Origin of the sequence: Janibacter cremeus (assembly GCF_029395675.1) — a bacterium.
Taxonomy (GTDB): domain Bacteria; phylum Actinomycetota; class Actinomycetes; order Actinomycetales; family Dermatophilaceae; genus Janibacter; species Janibacter cremeus_A.
In genome coordinates, this window is record NZ_CP115184.1 from 2,215,464 (window position 1) to 2,233,470 (window position 18,007).

Genomic DNA, 18,007 nt, shown 5'->3' on the forward strand with positions numbered 1-18,007 from the left:
GTGCCCCCGGGACTCGCCCCCTCAGACCCCCCGGTGCCCGGCGTCTTGGTTGACCTCCGCGGCCCGGATCTGCCGACTGCGGACCGCCAGGAGCGTCCCGCCGATCACGGCCGCGGTGAAGGAGCCCAGGAGCACACCGATCTTCACGTGCTCGTCCGCGACACCGCTGCTGCCGTAGGCCAGCTCGCCCACGAGCAGCGAGACGGTGAAGCCGATACCGGCCAGGAAGCTCGCCCCGACCAGGTCGCTCCAGCGAAGTGAGGCGTCCAGGCCGAAGGACGGCAGGCGGCTGAGCGCGAAGCTCGTGCCGACGATGCCGATCGGCTTGCCGATGACGAGACCGGCCATGATCCCCAGCGTGATCGGGTCGGACAGCGCGCTGCGCAGGCCCTCGACGCCGCCGACGGCCACCCCGGCGGCGAAGAAGGCGAACACCGGCACCGCCACGAGTGTCGAGACGAGCCCCCACTGGTCGGCCAGATGGGCGGTGAGGCCGTCGTAGATCGGCTCGCCGTCATCGGTCGTGCCCACCTGCACCCAGGCGCGCTTCGTGGCCAGCACCGGCACGGTGAAGCCGAGCAGCACACCGGCCACGGTGGCGTGGACGCCCGCGGCGTGCACGAGGGCCCACGTGATGACGGCGAGGGGCAGCAGCAGGTACCAGGAGTAGTGGCCCCGCTGCGCGAGGAGGGCGAAGAGCGCCAGCGGCACCACGGCCAGCAGGAGCCACTGCAGGTGCAGGCCCTCGGAGTAGACGACGGCGATGATCGTGATGGCGATGAGGTCGTCGACGATCGCCAGGGTCAGCAGGAAGACCCGCAGCGCCGGGGGCAGGAAGCGCGCGACGACGGCGAGCACGGCGACGGCGAAGGCGATGTCGGTCGCGGTCGGGATCGCCCACCCGCGCAGCGCCTCACCCCCGGCGGACATCGCGATGCCGGCGAAGATCAGCGCCGGGACGATGACGCCGCCGACGGCCGCGGCGATGGGCATGGCCGCCTGTCGCGGGTCCCGCAGCTTGCCGGCGACGAACTCCTCCTTCAGCTCCAGGCCGACCACGAAGAAGAAGATCGCCAGCAGGCCGTCTGCGGCCCACTCCCCCACCGTCAGGTCGAGGTGCAGCGCCGACGGACCGAAGGAGAAGTCACGGACGGCCTCGTACCAGCCGACGGCGGGCGAGTTGGCCAGGACGAGGGCCAGGACGGTGGCGCCGAGCAGCAGCGCGCCACCGAAGGCGTCGCTGCGGGCGCTCTCGCGCACACCCCGCCACAGCTCGTGGGGGGCGCGGCGCACGGGTAGGGACGGTCGGTTTTCGGGCATGGGGGAACTCAGCTCTCACGGGGTACCGGAATGGGCTACGCGTGCGTCGCCGTGGACGCGCGGCTCATGCCGGTGGCGGGCAGCCGGCGATCTCCCCGTGGGCGTTGGTGCCCCACTCGCTGGTCCAGCCGTTCGTGCCCGGGTGGCGCATGGTGCGCATCAGTGCCCGCATGCGTGCGGCATTCGCCTGCACGCTGTGGGTGGTCACTGGAGTCGGCACGTCCACGAGTCTACGGGGGACCCGAGCGGGCCGACGACGTCAGGACAGCGCGAGCGCCAGCACCTCTGCGGAGGGAATGGAGGTCAGCTCGGCCGCGTCGACGAGCAGCTTCGAGCCGCGCACCCCGGAGCCGATGACGACCTCGCCGGCGCCGGCCACGCCCTCGTCGACGAGGACCGGCCACGCGTACGGCAGCCCGATGGGGGTGATCCCGCCGTACTCCATCCCGGTCAGCTCGACGGCCTCGTCCATCGGGGCGAAGGAGATCTTGCGGGCGTCGATGTGCCGGCGCACGACGTTGTTGATGTCCGCCCGGTCCGTCGCCAGGACGAGGACGGCGGCGTACTTGGTCTCCCCACCCCTTCGCCCGACCACGACGACGCAGTTGGCCGAGTGCTCCGGCGAGGACTCGTACGCCTCGCAGAAGGCGGCGGTGTCGGCCAGCTCCGGGTCGATCTCCGCGACCCGGGCGGAGGGGACACGGCCGATCGCCGCGGCCACGGGGGGCGCCAGCCGGTCGAGGGCATCGGCAGCAGGGGTCCAGGTGAGGTTTCCGGCAGCGCTCATGGCACGACGGTAGCGCCGCACGCGAGGCCTGTTCACCCCCTCGACGGTCTGGGAGACTGGGGGCACTGGGTGCATGGCTCGCGGAGCCATTCGTCGTCTGGGGTGGTCGTCGTGGCGTGGCCGGAACGCATCGTTCTCGGGGTCATCGGGCGCCGCGCGGACGACCTCGTGCTCCTCTGGGCGTTCGGGCTCGCGCGCCGGTGGTCCGCCGAGCTGCACGTGATCGCCGGGTACCACCCTCCGGTGGGGATGTTCCCGCACATCGTCACCGCGCGTGAGCACGCCGATCGCCGGATGCTCGCGTGCCGCAGACTCACCCAGCGGATCCAGGAGGCGATCGACCCCGACCTCGCGCCGGGCCGGCCCGAGACCCTCGTGCTGGTCCCAGACAACCAGCTCGCCCACGCCCTCGTCACCCGATCACTGCAGGCGGACCTGCTCCTGCTCGGCCTCGCGCCCACACGCCGGTTGCTGCCCCAGCGACAGGAGGAACGCGCCCGCCGGATCGCCGAGCGTGCCCACTGCCCGGCCGATCTCGGGCCCGACCGCACCGTGGGCGATACGGTCAGGACATGAGCACAGCCGCTGATCGCGCCGGTACCCCCGCCCTCCCCGAGGACCTCATCGACGTCAGCCACGTCGTCACCGCCTACTACGCGGTGCAGCCCGACCCGGAGAACGTCGACCAGCAGGTCGCCTTCGGGACCAGCGGGCACCGCGGGAAGTCCGTGGCCGGATCCTTCAACGAGGCACACATCCTCGCGACGACCCAGGCGATCGTCGACGTCCGGCGTACGCAGGGCATCGACGGGCCGCTCTTCCTCGGGCGCGACACCCACGCCCTGTCCGAGCCGGCGTGGATCTCGGCGCTCGAGGTGCTCGCCGGCAACGACGTCACGGTGCTCGTCGACTCCGCCGACCGCTACACGCCGACCCCGGCGATCTCGCACGCCATCCTCACCGCCAACCGCGGCAAGGATCTCAGTGCGAAGGGGGTGGGCCTGGCCGACGGCATCGTCGTCACCCCCTCGCACAACCCCCCGAGCGACGGCGGCTTCAAGTACAACCCCCCGCACGGCGGCCCGGCCGACTCCGACGCGACCACCGCGATCGCTGACGCGGCGAACGCCCACCTGAGGGATGGGCTGCGGCAGGTGCGGCGCACCCCCTTCGCCCGGGCTCGGGCCGCGGCCACCGAGCACGACTACCTGACCGCCTACGTCGACGACCTGCCCAATGTCGTTGACCTGCAACGGATCAAGGACACGGGTGTGCGCATCGGGGCCGACCCGATGGGCGGCGCCGCCGTCGACTACTGGGGCGCGATCGGCGAGCGCCACGGGCTGGACCTCACCGTCGTCAACCCGCTCGTCGACCCGACGTGGCGCTTCATGACGCTGGACAAGGACGGGCAGATCCGCATGGACTGCTCCTCCCCCTCCGCGATGGCCAGCCTGATCGCCAGCAAGGACCGCTACGACATCGCCACCGGCAACGACGCCGACTCCGACCGGCACGGCATCGTCACCCCCGACGGCGGGCTGATGAACCCCAACCACTACCTCGCCGTCGCCCTGCAGTACCTCTACGGCGGTGCGCGTCCGGGATGGTCGAGCGAGCGGATCGGCAAGACGCTCGTGTCCAGCTCTATGATCGACCGCGTCGCCGCCGACCTGGGCAAGGAGCTGTGGGAGGTGCCGGTCGGCTTCAAGTGGTTCGTGCCGGGCCTGCTCGACGGATCGGTCGGCTTCGGTGGGGAGGAGTCGGCGGGGGCGTCGTTCCTGCGCTTCGACGGGTCGGTGTGGACGACCGACAAGGACGGGATCATCCTCGCGCTGCTCGCCTCCGAGATCACGGCGACCACGGGCCGCAGCCCGAGTCAGCACTACGCGGACCTCGTCGCACGCCACGGCGAGCCCGCCTACGCCCGCGAGGACGCCCCGGCCGACCGCGCGCAGAAGGCCGCGCTGAAGGCACTCACCCCCGACGCCGTCACCGCCGACTCGATCGCGGGCGAGGCGATCACCGCGAAGCTGACGCAGGCCCCCGGGAACGGCGCCCCGATCGGCGGGCTGAAGGTCGTCACCGAGTCGGCGTGGTTCGCCGCGCGCCCCTCCGGCACGGAGGACAAGTACAAGATCTACGCCGAGTCCTTCCGCGGGCCCGAGCACCTCACCCAGGTCCAGGCGGACGCGAAGGGGGTCGTCGACGCCGCCCTGCGGGGGGCCTCGGCGGAAGAGTGACGGCGTTGTGCGCGCTCGGCTGACGATATTTCGTGGGCCAGGCGTGCACATCGACGTCGGGCTCGGTCATGACCACGAAGGAGTGCGTCCAGCACCCGGGTCAGTCCGCGGGGAGCGACGGCGCGAGGACTACCGTGGGGTCGTGACTGCTGCATCCCCACTGACCGCGGCCGCCGTCGACGAGGCGGCCGCCCTGCTGGCCGAGTTCCTCCCGCCGACGCCGCTGCAGCGCAGCGAGCGCCTGTCCGCCGCGACCGGCGCCGAGGTCTGGCTCAAGCGCGAGGACCTGCAGCCGGTGCGGTCGTACAAGGTGCGTGGGGCCTTCACGCTCATCGCCGCCCTGCCCGAGGAGCAGCGGGCGAAGGGGGTCGTCGCCGCGAGCGCGGGCAACCACGCCCAGGGCGTGGCCTTCGCCGGGCAGCGGCTCGGGGTCCACTCGCGGATCTACCTGCCGCGCAACACCCCTCGCCAGAAGCGTGACCGCGTCGCCGCCCTCGGTGGGGACATGGTCGAGGTCATCGTCACCGGTGAGGTCTACGACGACGCCGCGGCGGCAGCGGTCGCCGACGCGGAGCGCACCGGCGCCGTCATCGTCCCCGCCTTCAACGCGGTGGAGACGATGGCCGGCCAGGGTGCGGTCGCCGTGGAGATCCTCGAGCAGCTCGGCCGCGCACCCGATGTCGTGACCGTGCCCGTCGGCGGCGGTGGCCTGCTGGGCGGCATGTCGACGTGGTTGGCCGCGCACGCCTCCGACACCCGTCTCGTCGGCGTGGAGCCCGAGGGCGCGGCCTCGATGGCGGCGGCCCTGGCCGCTGGGGCGCCGGTCACGCTCGAGGAGGTCTCCCCCTTCGTCGACGGGGCCGCGGTCCGCCGGGTCGGGGACCTCACCCACGCCGCCGTCGCCGCGACCGGGGCGGAGCTGACGACCGTGTCCGAGGGCGCGATCTGCGTCGAGATGCTGGACATGTACCAGACGGACGGGATCATCGCCGAGCCCGCGGGAGCCATGGCCACGACCGTCCTGGCCGACCTCGACCTCGCCCCGGGGTCGACCGTCGTCGCCGTCGTCTCCGGGGGCAACAACGACGTCTCCCGCTACGCCGAGATCGTCGAGCGGGCGCTGGTCCACGAGGGGCGCAAGCACTACTTCCTCGTCGACTTCCCGCAGGAGCCGGGGGCGCTGCGGCGCTTCCTCGACGACGTCCTCGGGCCGGAGGACGACATCACCTTCTTCGACTACATCAAGCGCAACAACCGCGACACCGGTACCGCCGTCGTCGGCCTCGAGCTCGGCGACCCGGACGACCTGCTGCCGCTGCTCGCGCGGATGGACACCTCCCCGCTGGGCATCGAGACGATCGCGCCGGACAGCCCGCTCTTCCGCATCATCGGCTGACACGAGATACCCGCCCGGGGTATGCTGGAGGTCGACCCACGACTCCCAGGAGGACCCATGGCCGGCTACAGCGGCAGCAAGGAGCAGTATCTCAAGCGGCTCGGCCGCGTCGAGGGCCAGATCCGCGGCATCGCCCGCATGGTCGAGGACGACACGTACTGCATCGACATCCTCACCCAGGTCTCCGCGGCGACCAAGGCGCTGCAGGCCGTCAGCCTCGGCCTGCTCGAGGACCACGTCGGCCACTGCATCGTCGACGCCGCCCGCGAGAGCGACGAGGCCGCGGCCGAGAAGGTCACCGAGGCCAGCGAGGCGATCGCCCGACTGGTGCGGTCCTGACCTCCCAGACGTCGCAGGAGCCTAGGCAGTTGCGATGGACGAAGGGGGCGACGCACCCCCTTCGCCTCCCCGAACCACCCCCTCCAGTCAGGACAATGACGACATGGACACCACCCCCTTCTCCCTCTGCGCCGGTGACGCCGCCGTGGCCACGGTGACGACCTGATGTCGACCGTGACCGACCCCCGCTCCGAGTCGACGACGGACGAGCACACCGTCGACCTGGCCATCACGGGGATGACCTGCGCCTCCTGCTCGGCCCGGGTCGAGCGCAACCTCGGCAAGATCGACGGCGTCGACGCCGTCGTCAACCTCGCGACGGAGAAGGCCCGGGTCAGCCACCCGGGGTCGGTGAGCATCGACGACCTGATCGCGACCGTGGAGAAGTCCGGCTACGGCGCCACGGTCATCGAGCCGGAGGCCCGTCTCACTCCCCCCAAGCACACCCCGGTCGCGCGCGCCGACCTCGCCCGACGGGCGATCGTCGCCGGCGCGCTCGCCGCCGTCGTCGTGCTGCTCGCGATGGGGCCGTGGAGCTTCCCCGCGAACCCGTGGCTGCAGCTGCTCGTGAGCACCCCCGTCGTGGCCTGGGCGGCATGGCCCTTCCACCGCGCGGCATTCGCCAACGCCCGCCACCTCGCGTCGACGATGGACACCCTCGTCTCGCTCGGGGTCAGCGCCGCCTACCTGTGGTCGCTCGTCACGCTGCTGACCGGCGCGGGGCAGGACGGGCACTACTACTTCGAGACCGCGGCGGTCATCACCGCCTTCCTGCTCATCGGCCGGTGGCTCGAGGCCCGCAGCAAGGACGAGGGGCGCTCCGCGCTCACCGAGCTGATGGACCTCGGGGCGAAGGGGGTGGCAGTCCAGCGGATCGACTCACGCTCCCGGGCGACCACCGAGGTCATCCTGCCGCTGGACGAGCTGCAGGTCGGCGACCACTTCATCGTCCGGCCGGGCGAGAAGGTCGCGACGGACGGCCGCATCATCGACGGCACGAGCTCCATCGACACCTCGCTCGTCACCGGCGAGTCCGTGCCCGTCGACGTTCGCTCCGGCGACCGGGTCGACGCCGGCACCGTCAACACCTCCGGGCGGCTGATCGTCGAGGCGACCGCGGTGGGCTCGGACACGACCTTCGCCGCGATCGTGCGGCTCGTCGAGCAGGCGCAGACCGGCAAGGCCGACGTCCAGCGCCTCGCCGACCGGGTGTCCGCGGTCTTCGTCCCCGCCGTCCTGGTGGTCGCGCTGCTGACCTTCGTCGGCTGGTGGATCGGTTCCGGGTCGGCGACGACCGCCATCGGGGTCGCCGTGACCGTGCTGATCATCGCCTGCCCGTGCGCGCTGGGCCTGGCCACGCCGATGGCGCTGCTCGTCGGGACCAGTCGCGGCGCGCAGAAGGGCATCCTCATCAAGGGCCCGCAGGTCCTCGAGGACACCCGCCGCATCGACACCCTTGTCCTGGACAAGACCGGCACGATCACCACCGGCATCGCCCAGGTGACCGACCTCGCCGCCGCCCCCGGGCTGCACCCGGCCGCCGTGCTCAGCGCGGCCGCGGCCGTCGAGTCCGGCAGCGAGCACCCGATCGCCCGGGCCATCGTGCGGCGCGCGCAGGACCAGGGCATCAAGATCCCGCGGATCACCGACTTCGAGAGCCTCCCCGGCTCCGGCGCGGTCGCCACGATCAAGGGCACCCGCGTCACCGTCGGCAAGTCGGACCTCTTCGACGAGGTGCCGCCGGAGCTGGCCACCCTCGAGCGTCCCGGCACGACCGTCTTCGTCGGGTGGGACCGCAAGGCCCGCGGGGCGCTCACCGTGGCCGACGAGGTCCGCGACACCTCCGGCGACGCGATCCGTGCGCTGCGGTCCGAGGGCCTGCAGGTGTGGCTGCTCAGCGGCGACGCCGAGCACAACGCGACCGCGGTCGCGGCGACCGTCGGCATCGACCCCGAGCACGTCATCGCCGGAGTCCGCCCCCAGGACAAGCACGACGTCATCGAGCGCCTCCAGGGCGAGGGCCGGGTCGTCGCGATGGTCGGCGACGGCGTCAACGACGCCGCCGCGATCGTGCGCGCCGACCTCGGGATGGCGATGGGCACCGGGACCGACGTCGCGATGGAGTCGGCCGACATCGTCCTCGTGCACGCCGACCTCGAGTCGGTCCCCCGCGCGATCTCGCTCTCCCGGGAGACGCTGAAGGTGATCAAGCAGAACCTCGGCTGGGCCTTCGGCTACAACATCGCCGCGATCCCGCTCGCGGTGGCCGGCCTGCTCAACCCGATGATCGCCGGCGCCGCGATGGCGATGAGCTCGGTCCTCGTCGTGCTCAACTCCCTGCGGCTGCGCAAGGTGCTGCCGGACGACTGAGGGGGCCGCCCCCTTCGTCGGGTGGATGTATCCGCGCGCGTCCCCACACGCGCGATTACATCGACCCGGCGGCAGGGCGGTGCAGGAGCAGGGCCACTCCACTGCCGAGGGAGACCACGCCCGTGGCGACCAGGAGCATCGTCATCCCCACGGCGGGAAGCAGCGCGCCGGCCACGGCAGGAGCAGCCACCGAGGCGACCGCGCCCACGACCAGGCACACGGTGAAGGCCGTCCCCGCACGCTCGGGGAGCACCTCGGCAGTCCACACCGCCAGGACCGCCGACCCGGTCATGTAGCCCACGCCGAAGACGCAGGCCGAGGCCGCCACGGCCGGCACGGAGTCACTCGCCAGTCCCAGCAGCGCCAACGCCGCGGCCACCGCCACGAGACACAGCGCCGCAACCCGGACACTGCCCAGGCGCTGCGCGAGAGTCCCGGTCATCACGGCCACCATGCCGGTCGTCCCCATCACGATGTACAGGACCGGCACGGCTCCAGTCGGGAGATCACTGCTCTCGAGGACTTCGGCGGCGTAGGTGAAGTAGACGACGATCGCTGCGAAGTAGACGAGCGAGTAGGCGATCGGCACCCGCAGCACCCGCACCGGCATGATGAGACCTCGCCACCCGGCTCGCGGGGTCGACGGGCTCCGCGGCGGCACCTGCGGGACCAGGCGCACGTTGACGACGGCCGCGACGACCGCGGCGAGGGCGATGCCCGCCCAGACCAGACGCCACGAACCCGCTATGGCGAGGACGGCCAGACCGCCGAGCAGGATCAGGCCCCCGCTGGTGCCGGTCGTGATGATCGCCAGGGCACGTGGCTGCAGGCGCGCGGGCACCGTCCGCGTCACGATGTCCGAGTACGGGGCCCAGGCCCAGCCGCCGGCGCTGCCGGCGAGGACGACGCCCACGGCGAGAAGCCACGGGGACTGCGCGACGGTCACGATCACCGCCCCGGCCGCACCGCTGACCGCACCGACGCTCGTCGGAGCGCGGGAGCCGCGGCGAGCGGCGAGCGGACCGGCGAGCAGCAGACCGGCCAGGTAACCGGCGAAGGTCGCGCTCGAGATGAGACCGAGCACCAGCTCGGACAGCTCCAGGTCCTGCTCGATGTCGGGCAGCGTGACCCCGAAGGCGTACCGGGCCATACCGAAGGTGACGCCCACCACCGCTGCCCCGGCCGCCCCGACCCGACCGGCCGACGACAACGCCACAACTTTCCCCTACTCCTCGCCGTACCGCCACGCCCCTCCCGGAGCCGCGGCTCGGACTCCGGCCTCACTCCCGTGCCGGTATTCCAGCTGGCCCCATGCCCCGTGACCCTCGGTCGATGCATCGTCGCGCCCGTGACGCCGACCACCTCGACCCTGCCGAGGTCAGATCTCGGCCTTCCACGCCTGGGTGATCGTCAGCTTGCCGGAGGTCTGCATCAGCGCCCGGCGGTAGATCCGCTCGGCGAGGAGGAGGACCGCGCCGGTCGCGAGGGCGAGCAGGCCGAGGCTGAGCACTCGTCGTCGAGCGGGACGTCGCCGACGCGGTCGGCCCAGGAAGCCACGCGGCCCGGCCGGTCAGAGGGTGACGGGACCGTGGGGGGTGTTGAAGGTGACCGACATCAGGCCGGGCGTGCCGTTGGGCGCGATGAAGTCGAAGTCGATGACCGAGGAGGTCTCCTCCGGGGGAAGGCCACCCAGCCAGTCGCGCACCCGGTCGGGGTCACCGGCGATCTGCAGCGACGCGATGGTCACCTCGGTCTCCGCCTCCTGCGACGGGTGCGGCGAGCCCTCGCCCCACTTGACGAAGAAGGGCAGCTGCGGGTCCGCGAGGGTGCCCTTGATACCGATCTGCTTCCACAGGAACTCGCGACCGTCGGCGAGGCGCCGGTTGCCGTTGACGGCCTGGCGGTCCAGGCGCTTCTCCACGGACTCCAGGTCGTCATCGACGCGGATGACCCAGCCCATCCAGCCGCCACCGGCCTCGGAGCGGGCCCGCACGACCTGACCGAAGGGGGCCTTGTCCGAGCTGGGGTGGTCGAGCACCTCGACGATCTCGACGTACCGCTCGTGCGCCAGCGGGAGGATCATGTTGCGGGTGCCGAAACGCGGATGCAGACCGCCATCCACCGGTGCGACCCCGAGGGCCCTACCAAGACGCTCGGCAGTGGCCTTGACACCGCTCTGGTCGGCTGCAAAGGAGACGTGGTCAACGCGCATGATGGCATCGTGACACAGGCCGCAATCGGGCCAGTAATCGGGTCGGTCAGACCGCCCGACGCTGGCGGACCGCCTCGTAGACGACGATGGCCGCCGACGTGGCGACATTGAGCGAATTGGCCTGCCCCACCATGGGAATCCGTACCCGGTGCTGCGCCCGGGCCAGGGCGGCGTCGGTCAGCCCGTACTTCTCCGACCCGACCGCGACGGCGACCGGGCCGGTGAGGTCGGCGTCCGTGTGGTCGACGTCGGTGTCCGGCGTCGTCGCGACCACGGCGACGCCGCGCTCGGCCAGCCACGTCCACGCCTCGTCGGTGCTCGCGGAGGCGACCGGGACGGAGAAGACCGTGCCCTTGCTCGAGCGGATGACGTTGGGGTTGCCCCAGTCGGTGACCGGGTCGGCGGCGATGACGAGGGCGACCCCGGCCGCGTCGGCGGTGCGGAGCATCGCGCCGAGGTTGCCCGGCTTCTCCACCCCTTCGCAGAGCAGGACCAGCGCCCCCTCGGGCAGGTCCACGTCGGCGAGCACGCGTCCGGGCGAGGGCACCCGGGCGAGGATCCCGTCCGGCCCCTCGCGGTAGGCGACCTTCTCGAACGCGGTCCGACCCAGCTCGACGACCTCCGCACCGGAGCGGCGGGCGCGCTCGACGAGCGCAGCCCCGGCACCGGGGTCGAGCATCAGGTCGGGGCAGTGGAAGAGGGCGTGCGGCACGACACCGGCGTCGAGGGCGAGCGTGGTCTCCTCGAGACCCTCGAGGAGCGTGGTCCCGGAGCTCTCGCGCACGCGGCGTCGGCGCAGCGTGACGAGGTCCTTCAGGCGCTGGTTGGCGGGAGAGGTGATGACGAGATCGGGCATGGCAGGCACCAGCATGCCGCACAATCGGGTGGTGGCTGCCGATCGTTCCGCTCCCGTCCGCCTCGTGTCGGCGGTGTTTGCCATGACGGGCGTGATGCTGCTCGTCGCGGCGGTCGGCGAGTTCCTCGTCGTGCCCTCCGACCGGGTGCGCGGGGTCGACCTCGCATGGGTCGAGCGGGCGAGGGGCTGGATCGACGGACGGCCCGCGCTCGAGGACGCCACCCTGCTGTGGGCCGACCTCAGCGGGCCGTGGGTCGTGCACCCACTCGTGCTGCTGCTCGCGGCCGGGCTCGTGCTCACCGGTCGGGCTCCCCGCCGGGCCCTGCTCGTCGTGCCCGTCGGGCTGGCGGGTTGGGCCCTGGGGTCATTGTGCAAGCTGCTCGTCGCCCGCCCGCGTCCGGAGCCGGACGCCCCGATCACGATGGTCGACAGCTTCTCCTACCCGAGCGGCCACGCCACCAACGTCGCCCTCGGCGCGGTGCTCGTCATCGCACTGCTGCGGATGGTGGCGCGGCGCTGGATCCGGTGGTCCGCGACGACGCTCGTCCTCCTCGTCGCGGTCCTGACCGTCCTCAACCGCCTCGCGCTCGGGGTCCACTTCGTCAGCGACGTCGTCGCCGGGGTCGCCCTGGGGACGGCCATGGGCGTGGTCGGGCTGTCGCTGACCGGTCAGATGCGCTGGTGCCGCGCCCGGGCGAAGAGGTAGATGCCGAAGGCGACGAAGCCCACGCCCACGGCGGTGATCAGGTACGGCCCGAAGGGCTCGTCCTTCAGGGACTTCAGCGCCCCGTCCAGACCGGCCGCCTCGGACGACTGGTGCTGCACGGCGGCGAGGACGAAGAAGGCCCCGACGAGGCCGAGGACGACCCCCTTCGCCGGGTAGCCGATCATCCCGAGGGCACGCGCCGGCACACCCGGGTCCTTCTCGAGGTCCTCGAGGAACTTGTGGGTGAGCCCCTTGTGCACGTGGTAGGCGCCGACCCCGATGATGACGACACCGATGGCGCCGACGAGCACCTGGCCGGCGGGCTGCGCCATGAGGGCGGTGGTGACGCCCTGGGAGGACTCCTCGGAGGACTTCGAGGAGCCCGAGCCGAGGGCGAACTGGGCCGCGGTGGCGGCCAGGACGGCGTAGACCGCGGCCTTGGCGACGGCCTTGCCCCGGTCGAGCCAGCCGTCACCCACCCCGGGTGCGATCGCGACGGTCAGCTGCCACACCACGAGTGCCAGCAGGCCGACGACGATGATCCACATCAGCAGGGCGCCGGCCGGGTTGCTCGCGAGCGTGGCGAGAGCACCGGACTGGTCGGCCGAGCCACCGCCACCCCACGCCAGCCGGGTGGCGGTGTACCCGATGACGATGTGCAGCAGCCCCGACATGAGGAAGCCCCATCGGGCCATGGCGTCCAGGACGGGGTGGTCGCCGACATCGCGGGCGACCCGGCGGGCTTCGTCGAGCCCTTGGTTGGCATTCACGAGGACATCATCCACCCGGGCGGCCCCGCGCGGAGCATCCGCTCAGAGGAAGGGTCGCAACGCGTCGACGAGGCCGTCCTCCGCGACGCGTCCGGTCTGCTCGTCGGCGGCGGCGACGACCTCGTCGGGCGCGTCGCCCATGGCGACCCCGCGGGCGGCCCACCGCAGCATCTCGAGGTCATTGCGCTGGTCACCGGCCGCGAACGTCAGGCCCGGCTCGACGCGCAGGGTGCGCCGGACGATCTCCAGGGCCGACCCCTTGGAGACGCCCTCCGGCGCGAGATCCAGCCACGCGGTGTAGCCGACCGCGTACTCCACACCGTGCAGACCGATCCGCTCGACGAGCTCGAGGAAGTCGTCGCTGTCCCCCTCGGGGTCGTGGAAGGTCACCCGGGTCGCCGGCTTGGCAACGAGCTCCTCCCACGGGACGACGACCTGACGACCCCAGAGCACGCCCTCGGGGTAGGGCCGGGCGACCTTGAAGCCGACACCCACCTCCTCGACGGCGGCCAGGACGTGAGGGGCGTGCTCGCGCACGAGGTTCATCGCGGGCTTCGGGTCGAAGGTCACCGTCTCCTCGATGCGGTAGCCCTGCGGCTCGGACGAGTCGAGGGCGATGGTCACGGCGCCATTGGAGCAGACCGCCATCCCCCGGTCGAGCTCGAGCATCTCCAGGACCGGGAGCGTCGCGATCACCGAGCGCCCGGTGGAGATGACGACGTGGTGACCGGCGTCGGCCACCGCCCGCACCGCCTCGCGGGTCGCCGGAGGCATCCGGCCGTCGTGCGTGAGGATCGTGCCGTCGACATCCAGGGCGACGAGGTGCGGCTCCATGCCACGAACGGTATCCGGCACGGCCCACTCCCCCGCGCAGCGCCCCACCACGGGCACCCGAGCGCGTGTCGGGCGGCCACCGACGAGAGTCCTTCCCGACGCTTGTGCCGTACCTCATCTGGTGCGATGCGTCCCACCACACGAGGTAGGGCACAAGCGTCGGGCGAAGGGGGTTGGTTGGTCGGTCACGCGGCGGAGCGGACGAAGGGGGTTGGTCCAGTCACACAGCGGAGTGGACGCAGGGGGTGGTGGTCCGACTCAGGCCGAAGTCCGGACTGTCACGACTCCGGTGCAACCGCTACGACACGAGTCCGGACTTCGCGCCAAGGACCGCCGCGCCCTGCGTCCGCGCAGCCGCCGCGCCCCGGCCGAATTCACCGGTTGACCGGTCACACGAGCAGGCCTCAGCCCCGCGCAGACCCGAGCTTCCAGTACCCGGAGAAGGTGATCGCCTTCTTGTCCATGCCGACCTCCTGCACCAGGTGCCGGCGCACCGAGGTCGCCAGGCCAGACTCCCCGCACGCCCAGGCGTAGTCGAGCCCGGCGGTCGTCGCCGGGTCCGCGACCAGGGCCGCCAGCACCGCGGTGCCCGGGTCGGCGTCGCCGCGCTCGTGCACGGTGACCTCAGCCGGCAGCCCGAGGCCGTCGAGGACGGACGCCGAGGGCACCTCGACGTGGGCGGTGACGCCGGCGCCCGGGCCGGGCAGCCCCCTTCGCTCCCGCTCCTCGAGGATCGCCAGGAGTGCGGGGACCGCGGTCTCGTCCGCGGCGAGGAGCTGACGCGGCGGCTCGAAGGCCGTGTACAGCGCTCCCCCGGAACGGAACCCGACAGGGTCGCCGACGGCCGCCCGCAGCGCCCAGGCCGACCCCGGCCCCGAGTCACCGTGCGTGACGATGTCGATGTCGACCTCCCCGCGCGAGCGGCGCAGCTCGCGGATCGTGTACCAGCGCAGCCCCGGCTGCTGCTCCGGCGGCATGTCGGCGACGGCGGCGCGCACGTTGACCCGCTCGCCGTCGGGCAGGTGCAGCCGCCCGTCCGCTCCCGGCACGAGCAGCCCGAAGTACTCGTCCGGCCCGGCGAGCTCGTACCCGGTGAACTCCGGCGCCGCGAGCGTGATCCGCCGCATCGAGGCGTTGAGCTCGCGCACCGCGGCTACGTTCGCCCGGAACTGCGCGTGCCCGGTGCGCTGGGCGACGTCGGCCATCGAGTTGCGGTACCAGACGCGCGCGGCGCCGAAGACGACGCGGTCCTTCAGCTCGGCGATCCTCATGACTGCTCCTGTGGTCGGGGGAGGACGACCGGGGTCCCGGTGTCCGGGTCGGTCAGGATCCGGCAACGCACGTCGAAGACCTCGCGGACGAGCTCCTCCGTGACCACCGCGCACGGGTCGCCCTGGGCGACGACCCGGCCCTCGCGCACGGCGACGAGATGAGTGGCGTAGCGGGCGGCCATGGCCAGGTCGTGCAGCACCATGACCACCGTGGTGCCCCGTGCGGCGTTGAGGGAGCGCACGAGGTCGAGCACCTCGATCTGGTGGGCGATGTCGAGGAAGGACGTCGGCTCGTCCAGCAGCAGGATGTCCGGCTGCTGGGCGAGGGCGAGCGCGATCCACACCCGCTGGCGCTGACCGCCGCTCAGCTCGTCCACGACGCGCTCGGCGAGACCGGTCGTGCCGGTCACCTCCATCGCCTCGGCGACGACCGCGTCGTCCTCACGGCTGGCCCGGCGCAGGATGCCCTGGTGGGGGTGGCGGCCGTGGGCGATCAGCTCGGCGACCGTCAGGCCCTCGGGCGCGACCGGTCCCTGCGGCAGCAGGCCGATGGTGCGGGCGACCGCCTTCGTCGGGGTCCTGGCCAGGTCGCGCCCGTCGAGGACGATCCTCCCCTCGCGGGCGGGCAGCAGCCGGGCGAGACCGCGCAGGAGGGTGGACTTGCCGCAACCGTTCGGCCCGACGATGGCGGTCACCTCGCCGTCGGGCACGTCGAGGTCGAGGCGCTCGACGACGGTGCGGTCGCGGTAGCCGAGGCTGACCGACTCGGCGCGCAGCCGGGCGGGCACGGGGGTCTCCCCCTCCGCCCGGTCGGCCACCGGCGTGACGGACGGGGTGTGCGTGTCGGCCGTCATCAGGTCTCCACTCGGGTTCGGGTGACGATGAGCCACAGGAGGAAGGGGGCACCGGCGAGGCCGGTGACGACGCCGACGGGCAGGTTCGCGCCGCCGGGCACGAGGTAGGCGCCGATGTGGTCGGCGACGACCACCATGAGCGCGCCGATGAGGGCGATGTCGACGAGGCGGGTGCGCCCCCCGTGCAGGCGGCGACCGATGGGGCCGGCGAGCAGCGCGACGAAGGCGATCGGTCCGCACACGGCGCAGGTGCCCGCGACGAGGAGGACGACGCCGAGCATCGCGAGCGCCCGGTGGCGGTCGACGGTGACACCCAGGCCGGCGGCGAGGTCGTCACCGAGCATCATCACGCGCAGCCGCCGGTGCAGCAGGAGCATCGCCGGCAGGGCCACGGCGGCGAGCACCGCGAGGCGGCCGATCTCCGTCCAGCTCGCGGAGGCGACCGACCCGGTCAGCCAGACCATCGCCTCGGACAACCGGTAGACGTCCGCACGCAGCAGGACCCAGTGGGTCAGGGCGACGAGCAGCGCGGAGCAGCCGACGCCGACGATGATCAGGGCGTGGGTGCCCCCCTTCGCTCCGCCGCTGCTCATGCCCACGAGGAAGGCGGCCACGGCCAGGGCACCGAGGAAGGCAGCCAGCGTGACGGCCGGCCCGGTCAGGCCGAGGACGATGAGCGAGAAGACCGCCGCGGTCGACGCGCCGCCGCTGATGCCGAGGATGTCGGGGCTGGCCAGGGGGTTGCGCATGAGGTCCTGCATGACCGCGCCGGCGACGGCCAGCGAGGCGCCCGCGAGCACGGCGGCGATCGCCCGCGGCAGCTTCGACTCCATGAGGATGAAGCCGGCGCCGGGGATGTCGGCGCCGCCGATGATCCGCAGCGTGTCCGGGACGGTGATCGTGTAGTCGCCGAGGGTGACCCGCACGACGAAGGCCGCGACGACGAGCAGCCCCAGGACCCACGTGCGGCGCAGCGCCCGCCGGGAGCGGTCACGCCGCACGCGGCGCACGAGCTGCGCGGTCGCGGACGTGGGGTCGGGGGCGGTGGTCAGCGTCATCGGCGCACCGCCCGACGGGCGAGGACGATGAGCACCGGGGCGCCGACGACCGCTGTCATGACGCCGACCTGGACCTCGCCCGGTGGGGCGATGACCCGGCCCAGGGTGTCGGCCGCGACGACGAGGGCGGGGCCCACCAGCAGCGAGCCGAGGAGCAGGCGGCCGTGGTCGGGGCCGCTGAAGAGCCGCAGCAGGTGCGGCACCGCGAGGCCGACGAAGGCGATGGGACCGGCGAGCGCGCACGCCGCCGCGGTGAGCAGCAGCGCCCCGGCGAGCGCCCCGCCCCGGGCGAGCACGACCCGCTGTCCCAGGGAGCGGGCGACGTCGTCACCGAGCGCCATCGCGTTGAGGGTGCGCCCGGAGGTCAGCGTGAGCACGAGCCCGACGAGGACGAAGGGGAGGACCGGCAGGATCAACCCGGCGTCCTTGCCGGCGACCGAGCCCACCTGCCAGTAGCGGAAGAGGTCCAGCGCGGTGTCGTCGGCGAGGAGCAGACCGACCATGATGCTCGAGCTGGCGGCCATGATCGCCGCGCCGGCGAGGGCGGTGGTCATCGGCTGGTGACGAAGGGGGACGGTCGAGGTGATCGCGTGGACGAGGACTCCCGCGAGGATCACCCCGAGCAACGCGGTCCACAGGTAGTCGACGACGCCGTCGAGGAGCCCGGCGCGGATGCCGATGACGACGAGCAGCGCTGCGCCGGCGTTGAGCCCGAGGATGCCGGGCTCGGCGATCGGGTTGCGGGTCAGGCCCTGCAGGACCGTGCCCGCGATGGCGACGCAGGCGCCGACGACGACCGCGATGAGGGTCCGGTCGACCCGGGCGGCGACGATGCCGGCGGCCGCGCCGTCACCCGCGTCACGGAACCCGGCGAGGACCTGGGCGGTGGGCAGGGACTCCGCCCCGACGAGTACCGACGCGACCGATGCCGCCGCGAGGAGGAGCAGGCCCCCCACCGCGACGGCACCCGTCCGCGTGGCACCGGTCATCG

20 protein-coding genes are annotated in these 18,007 nt (G+C 72.7%); 7 read left to right on the plus strand and 13 right to left on the minus strand.

Annotated elements, in window-relative coordinates:
- Positions 1–21: 21 nt before the first annotated feature.
- The 3 genes from nhaA to O9K63_RS10430 all read right to left on the minus strand — a co-directional run bounded on the left by nhaA (position 22) and on the right by O9K63_RS10430 (position 2,107).
- On the minus strand, positions 22–1,320 hold the full coding sequence (nhaA, locus tag O9K63_RS10420; RefSeq protein WP_277237614.1) for a Na+/H+ antiporter NhaA: 1,299 nt from the start codon (positions 1,318–1,320) through the stop codon (positions 22–24).
- Positions 1,321–1,384: 64 nt separating this feature from the next.
- Positions 1,385–1,540, minus strand: a complete 156-nt coding sequence (locus O9K63_RS10425) for a hypothetical protein (protein ID WP_277237615.1) — start codon at positions 1,538–1,540, stop codon at positions 1,385–1,387.
- 39 nt (positions 1,541–1,579) lie between these two features.
- Entirely contained in the window at positions 1,580–2,107 is a 528-nt protein-coding gene (locus tag O9K63_RS10430; RefSeq protein ID WP_277237616.1) for a YbaK/EbsC family protein, read from the minus strand.
- Positions 2,108–2,218: 111 nt separating this feature from the next.
- Here O9K63_RS10430 and O9K63_RS10435 point away from each other — a divergent pair, with 111 nt between their 5' ends.
- From O9K63_RS10435 to O9K63_RS10460, 6 genes are all read left to right on the plus strand, one after another.
- Positions 2,219–2,683 (plus strand): universal stress protein, encoded by a 465-nt coding sequence (locus O9K63_RS10435; protein ID WP_277237617.1) that lies wholly within the window; start codon positions 2,219–2,221, stop codon positions 2,681–2,683.
- Positions 2,680–4,350: a phosphoglucomutase (alpha-D-glucose-1,6-bisphosphate-dependent) gene (pgm, locus tag O9K63_RS10440; protein ID WP_277237618.1), complete on the plus strand. Its 1,671-nt coding sequence runs from the start codon at positions 2,680–2,682 to the stop codon at positions 4,348–4,350. Before O9K63_RS10435 ends, pgm begins: the two co-directional genes overlap by 4 nt.
- Before the next feature lie 142 nt (positions 4,351–4,492).
- Complete coding sequence (gene ilvA, locus O9K63_RS10445) at positions 4,493–5,746, plus strand: threonine ammonia-lyase IlvA (protein ID WP_277237619.1); 1,254 nt, start codon at positions 4,493–4,495, stop codon at positions 5,744–5,746.
- A gap of 57 nt (positions 5,747–5,803) precedes the next feature.
- A complete protein-coding gene (locus O9K63_RS10450) occupies positions 5,804–6,085 on the plus strand; it encodes a metal-sensitive transcriptional regulator (protein ID WP_277237620.1) in 282 nt (93 codons plus the stop codon).
- Between the two features lie 34 nt (positions 6,086–6,119).
- On the plus strand, positions 6,120–6,251 hold the full coding sequence (locus O9K63_RS10455) for a hypothetical protein (protein ID WP_277237621.1): 132 nt from the start codon (positions 6,120–6,122) through the stop codon (positions 6,249–6,251).
- Entirely contained in the window at positions 6,251–8,455 is a 2,205-nt protein-coding gene (locus O9K63_RS10460; protein ID WP_277237622.1) for a heavy metal translocating P-type ATPase, read from the plus strand. Before O9K63_RS10455 ends, O9K63_RS10460 begins: the two co-directional genes overlap by 1 nt.
- 55 nt (positions 8,456–8,510) lie before the next feature.
- On the opposite strand, the gene O9K63_RS10465 is transcribed toward O9K63_RS10460, so the two are convergent.
- The 4 genes from O9K63_RS10465 to O9K63_RS10480 all read right to left on the minus strand — a co-directional run bounded on the left by O9K63_RS10465 (position 8,511) and on the right by O9K63_RS10480 (position 11,523).
- Positions 8,511–9,623: an MFS transporter gene (locus O9K63_RS10465; RefSeq protein WP_277237623.1), complete on the minus strand. Its 1,113-nt coding sequence runs from the start codon at positions 9,621–9,623 to the stop codon at positions 8,511–8,513.
- A gap of 210 nt (positions 9,624–9,833) precedes the next feature.
- The gene (locus O9K63_RS10470; protein WP_277237624.1) at positions 9,834–9,965 is read right to left on the minus strand and encodes a hypothetical protein; all 132 of its coding nucleotides are present in this window, start codon (positions 9,963–9,965) and stop codon (positions 9,834–9,836) included.
- A gap of 60 nt (positions 9,966–10,025) precedes the next feature.
- Positions 10,026–10,667: a VOC family protein gene (locus O9K63_RS10475; protein ID WP_277237626.1), complete on the minus strand. Its 642-nt coding sequence runs from the start codon at positions 10,665–10,667 to the stop codon at positions 10,026–10,028.
- Between the two features lie 46 nt (positions 10,668–10,713).
- Entirely contained in the window at positions 10,714–11,523 is an 810-nt protein-coding gene (locus tag O9K63_RS10480; RefSeq protein WP_277237628.1) for a TrmH family RNA methyltransferase, read from the minus strand.
- 82 nt (positions 11,524–11,605) lie between these two features.
- Between O9K63_RS10480 and O9K63_RS10485 the strand changes: the two genes are divergently transcribed.
- Positions 11,606–12,229, plus strand: a complete 624-nt coding sequence (locus tag O9K63_RS10485; protein WP_277237630.1) for a phosphatase PAP2 family protein — start codon at positions 11,606–11,608, stop codon at positions 12,227–12,229.
- Here O9K63_RS10485 and O9K63_RS10490 read toward each other — a convergent pair.
- The 6 genes from O9K63_RS10490 to O9K63_RS10515 all read right to left on the minus strand — a co-directional run bounded on the left by O9K63_RS10490 (position 12,193) and on the right by O9K63_RS10515 (position 18,005).
- Complete coding sequence (locus O9K63_RS10490; RefSeq protein ID WP_277237632.1) at positions 12,193–12,999, minus strand: DUF1206 domain-containing protein; 807 nt, start codon at positions 12,997–12,999, stop codon at positions 12,193–12,195. The two genes, O9K63_RS10485 and O9K63_RS10490, sit on opposite strands and share 37 nt — an antisense overlap.
- A gap of 42 nt (positions 13,000–13,041) precedes the next feature.
- A complete protein-coding gene (locus tag O9K63_RS10495; RefSeq protein WP_277237634.1) occupies positions 13,042–13,833 on the minus strand; it encodes an HAD family hydrolase in 792 nt (263 codons plus the stop codon).
- Positions 13,834–14,237: 404 nt separating this feature from the next.
- On the minus strand, positions 14,238–15,104 hold the full coding sequence (locus O9K63_RS10500) for a siderophore-interacting protein (RefSeq protein ID WP_277237636.1): 867 nt from the start codon (positions 15,102–15,104) through the stop codon (positions 14,238–14,240).
- On the minus strand, positions 15,101–15,958 hold the full coding sequence (locus O9K63_RS10505; RefSeq protein WP_277237637.1) for an ABC transporter ATP-binding protein: 858 nt from the start codon (positions 15,956–15,958) through the stop codon (positions 15,101–15,103). The genes O9K63_RS10500 and O9K63_RS10505 overlap by 4 nt, the downstream gene beginning before the upstream one ends.
- Positions 15,958–17,016 carry a FecCD family ABC transporter permease gene (locus tag O9K63_RS10510; RefSeq protein WP_277237638.1) on the minus strand — a complete coding sequence of 353 codons (1,059 nt, stop codon included), beginning with the start codon at positions 17,014–17,016 and terminating at the stop codon, positions 15,958–15,960. Before O9K63_RS10510 ends, O9K63_RS10505 begins: the two co-directional genes overlap by 1 nt.
- Positions 17,013–18,005 carry a FecCD family ABC transporter permease gene (locus O9K63_RS10515; protein WP_277237639.1) on the minus strand — a complete coding sequence of 331 codons (993 nt, stop codon included), beginning with the start codon at positions 18,003–18,005 and terminating at the stop codon, positions 17,013–17,015. The genes O9K63_RS10510 and O9K63_RS10515 overlap by 4 nt, the downstream gene beginning before the upstream one ends.
- Positions 18,006–18,007: the final 2 nt, after the last annotated feature.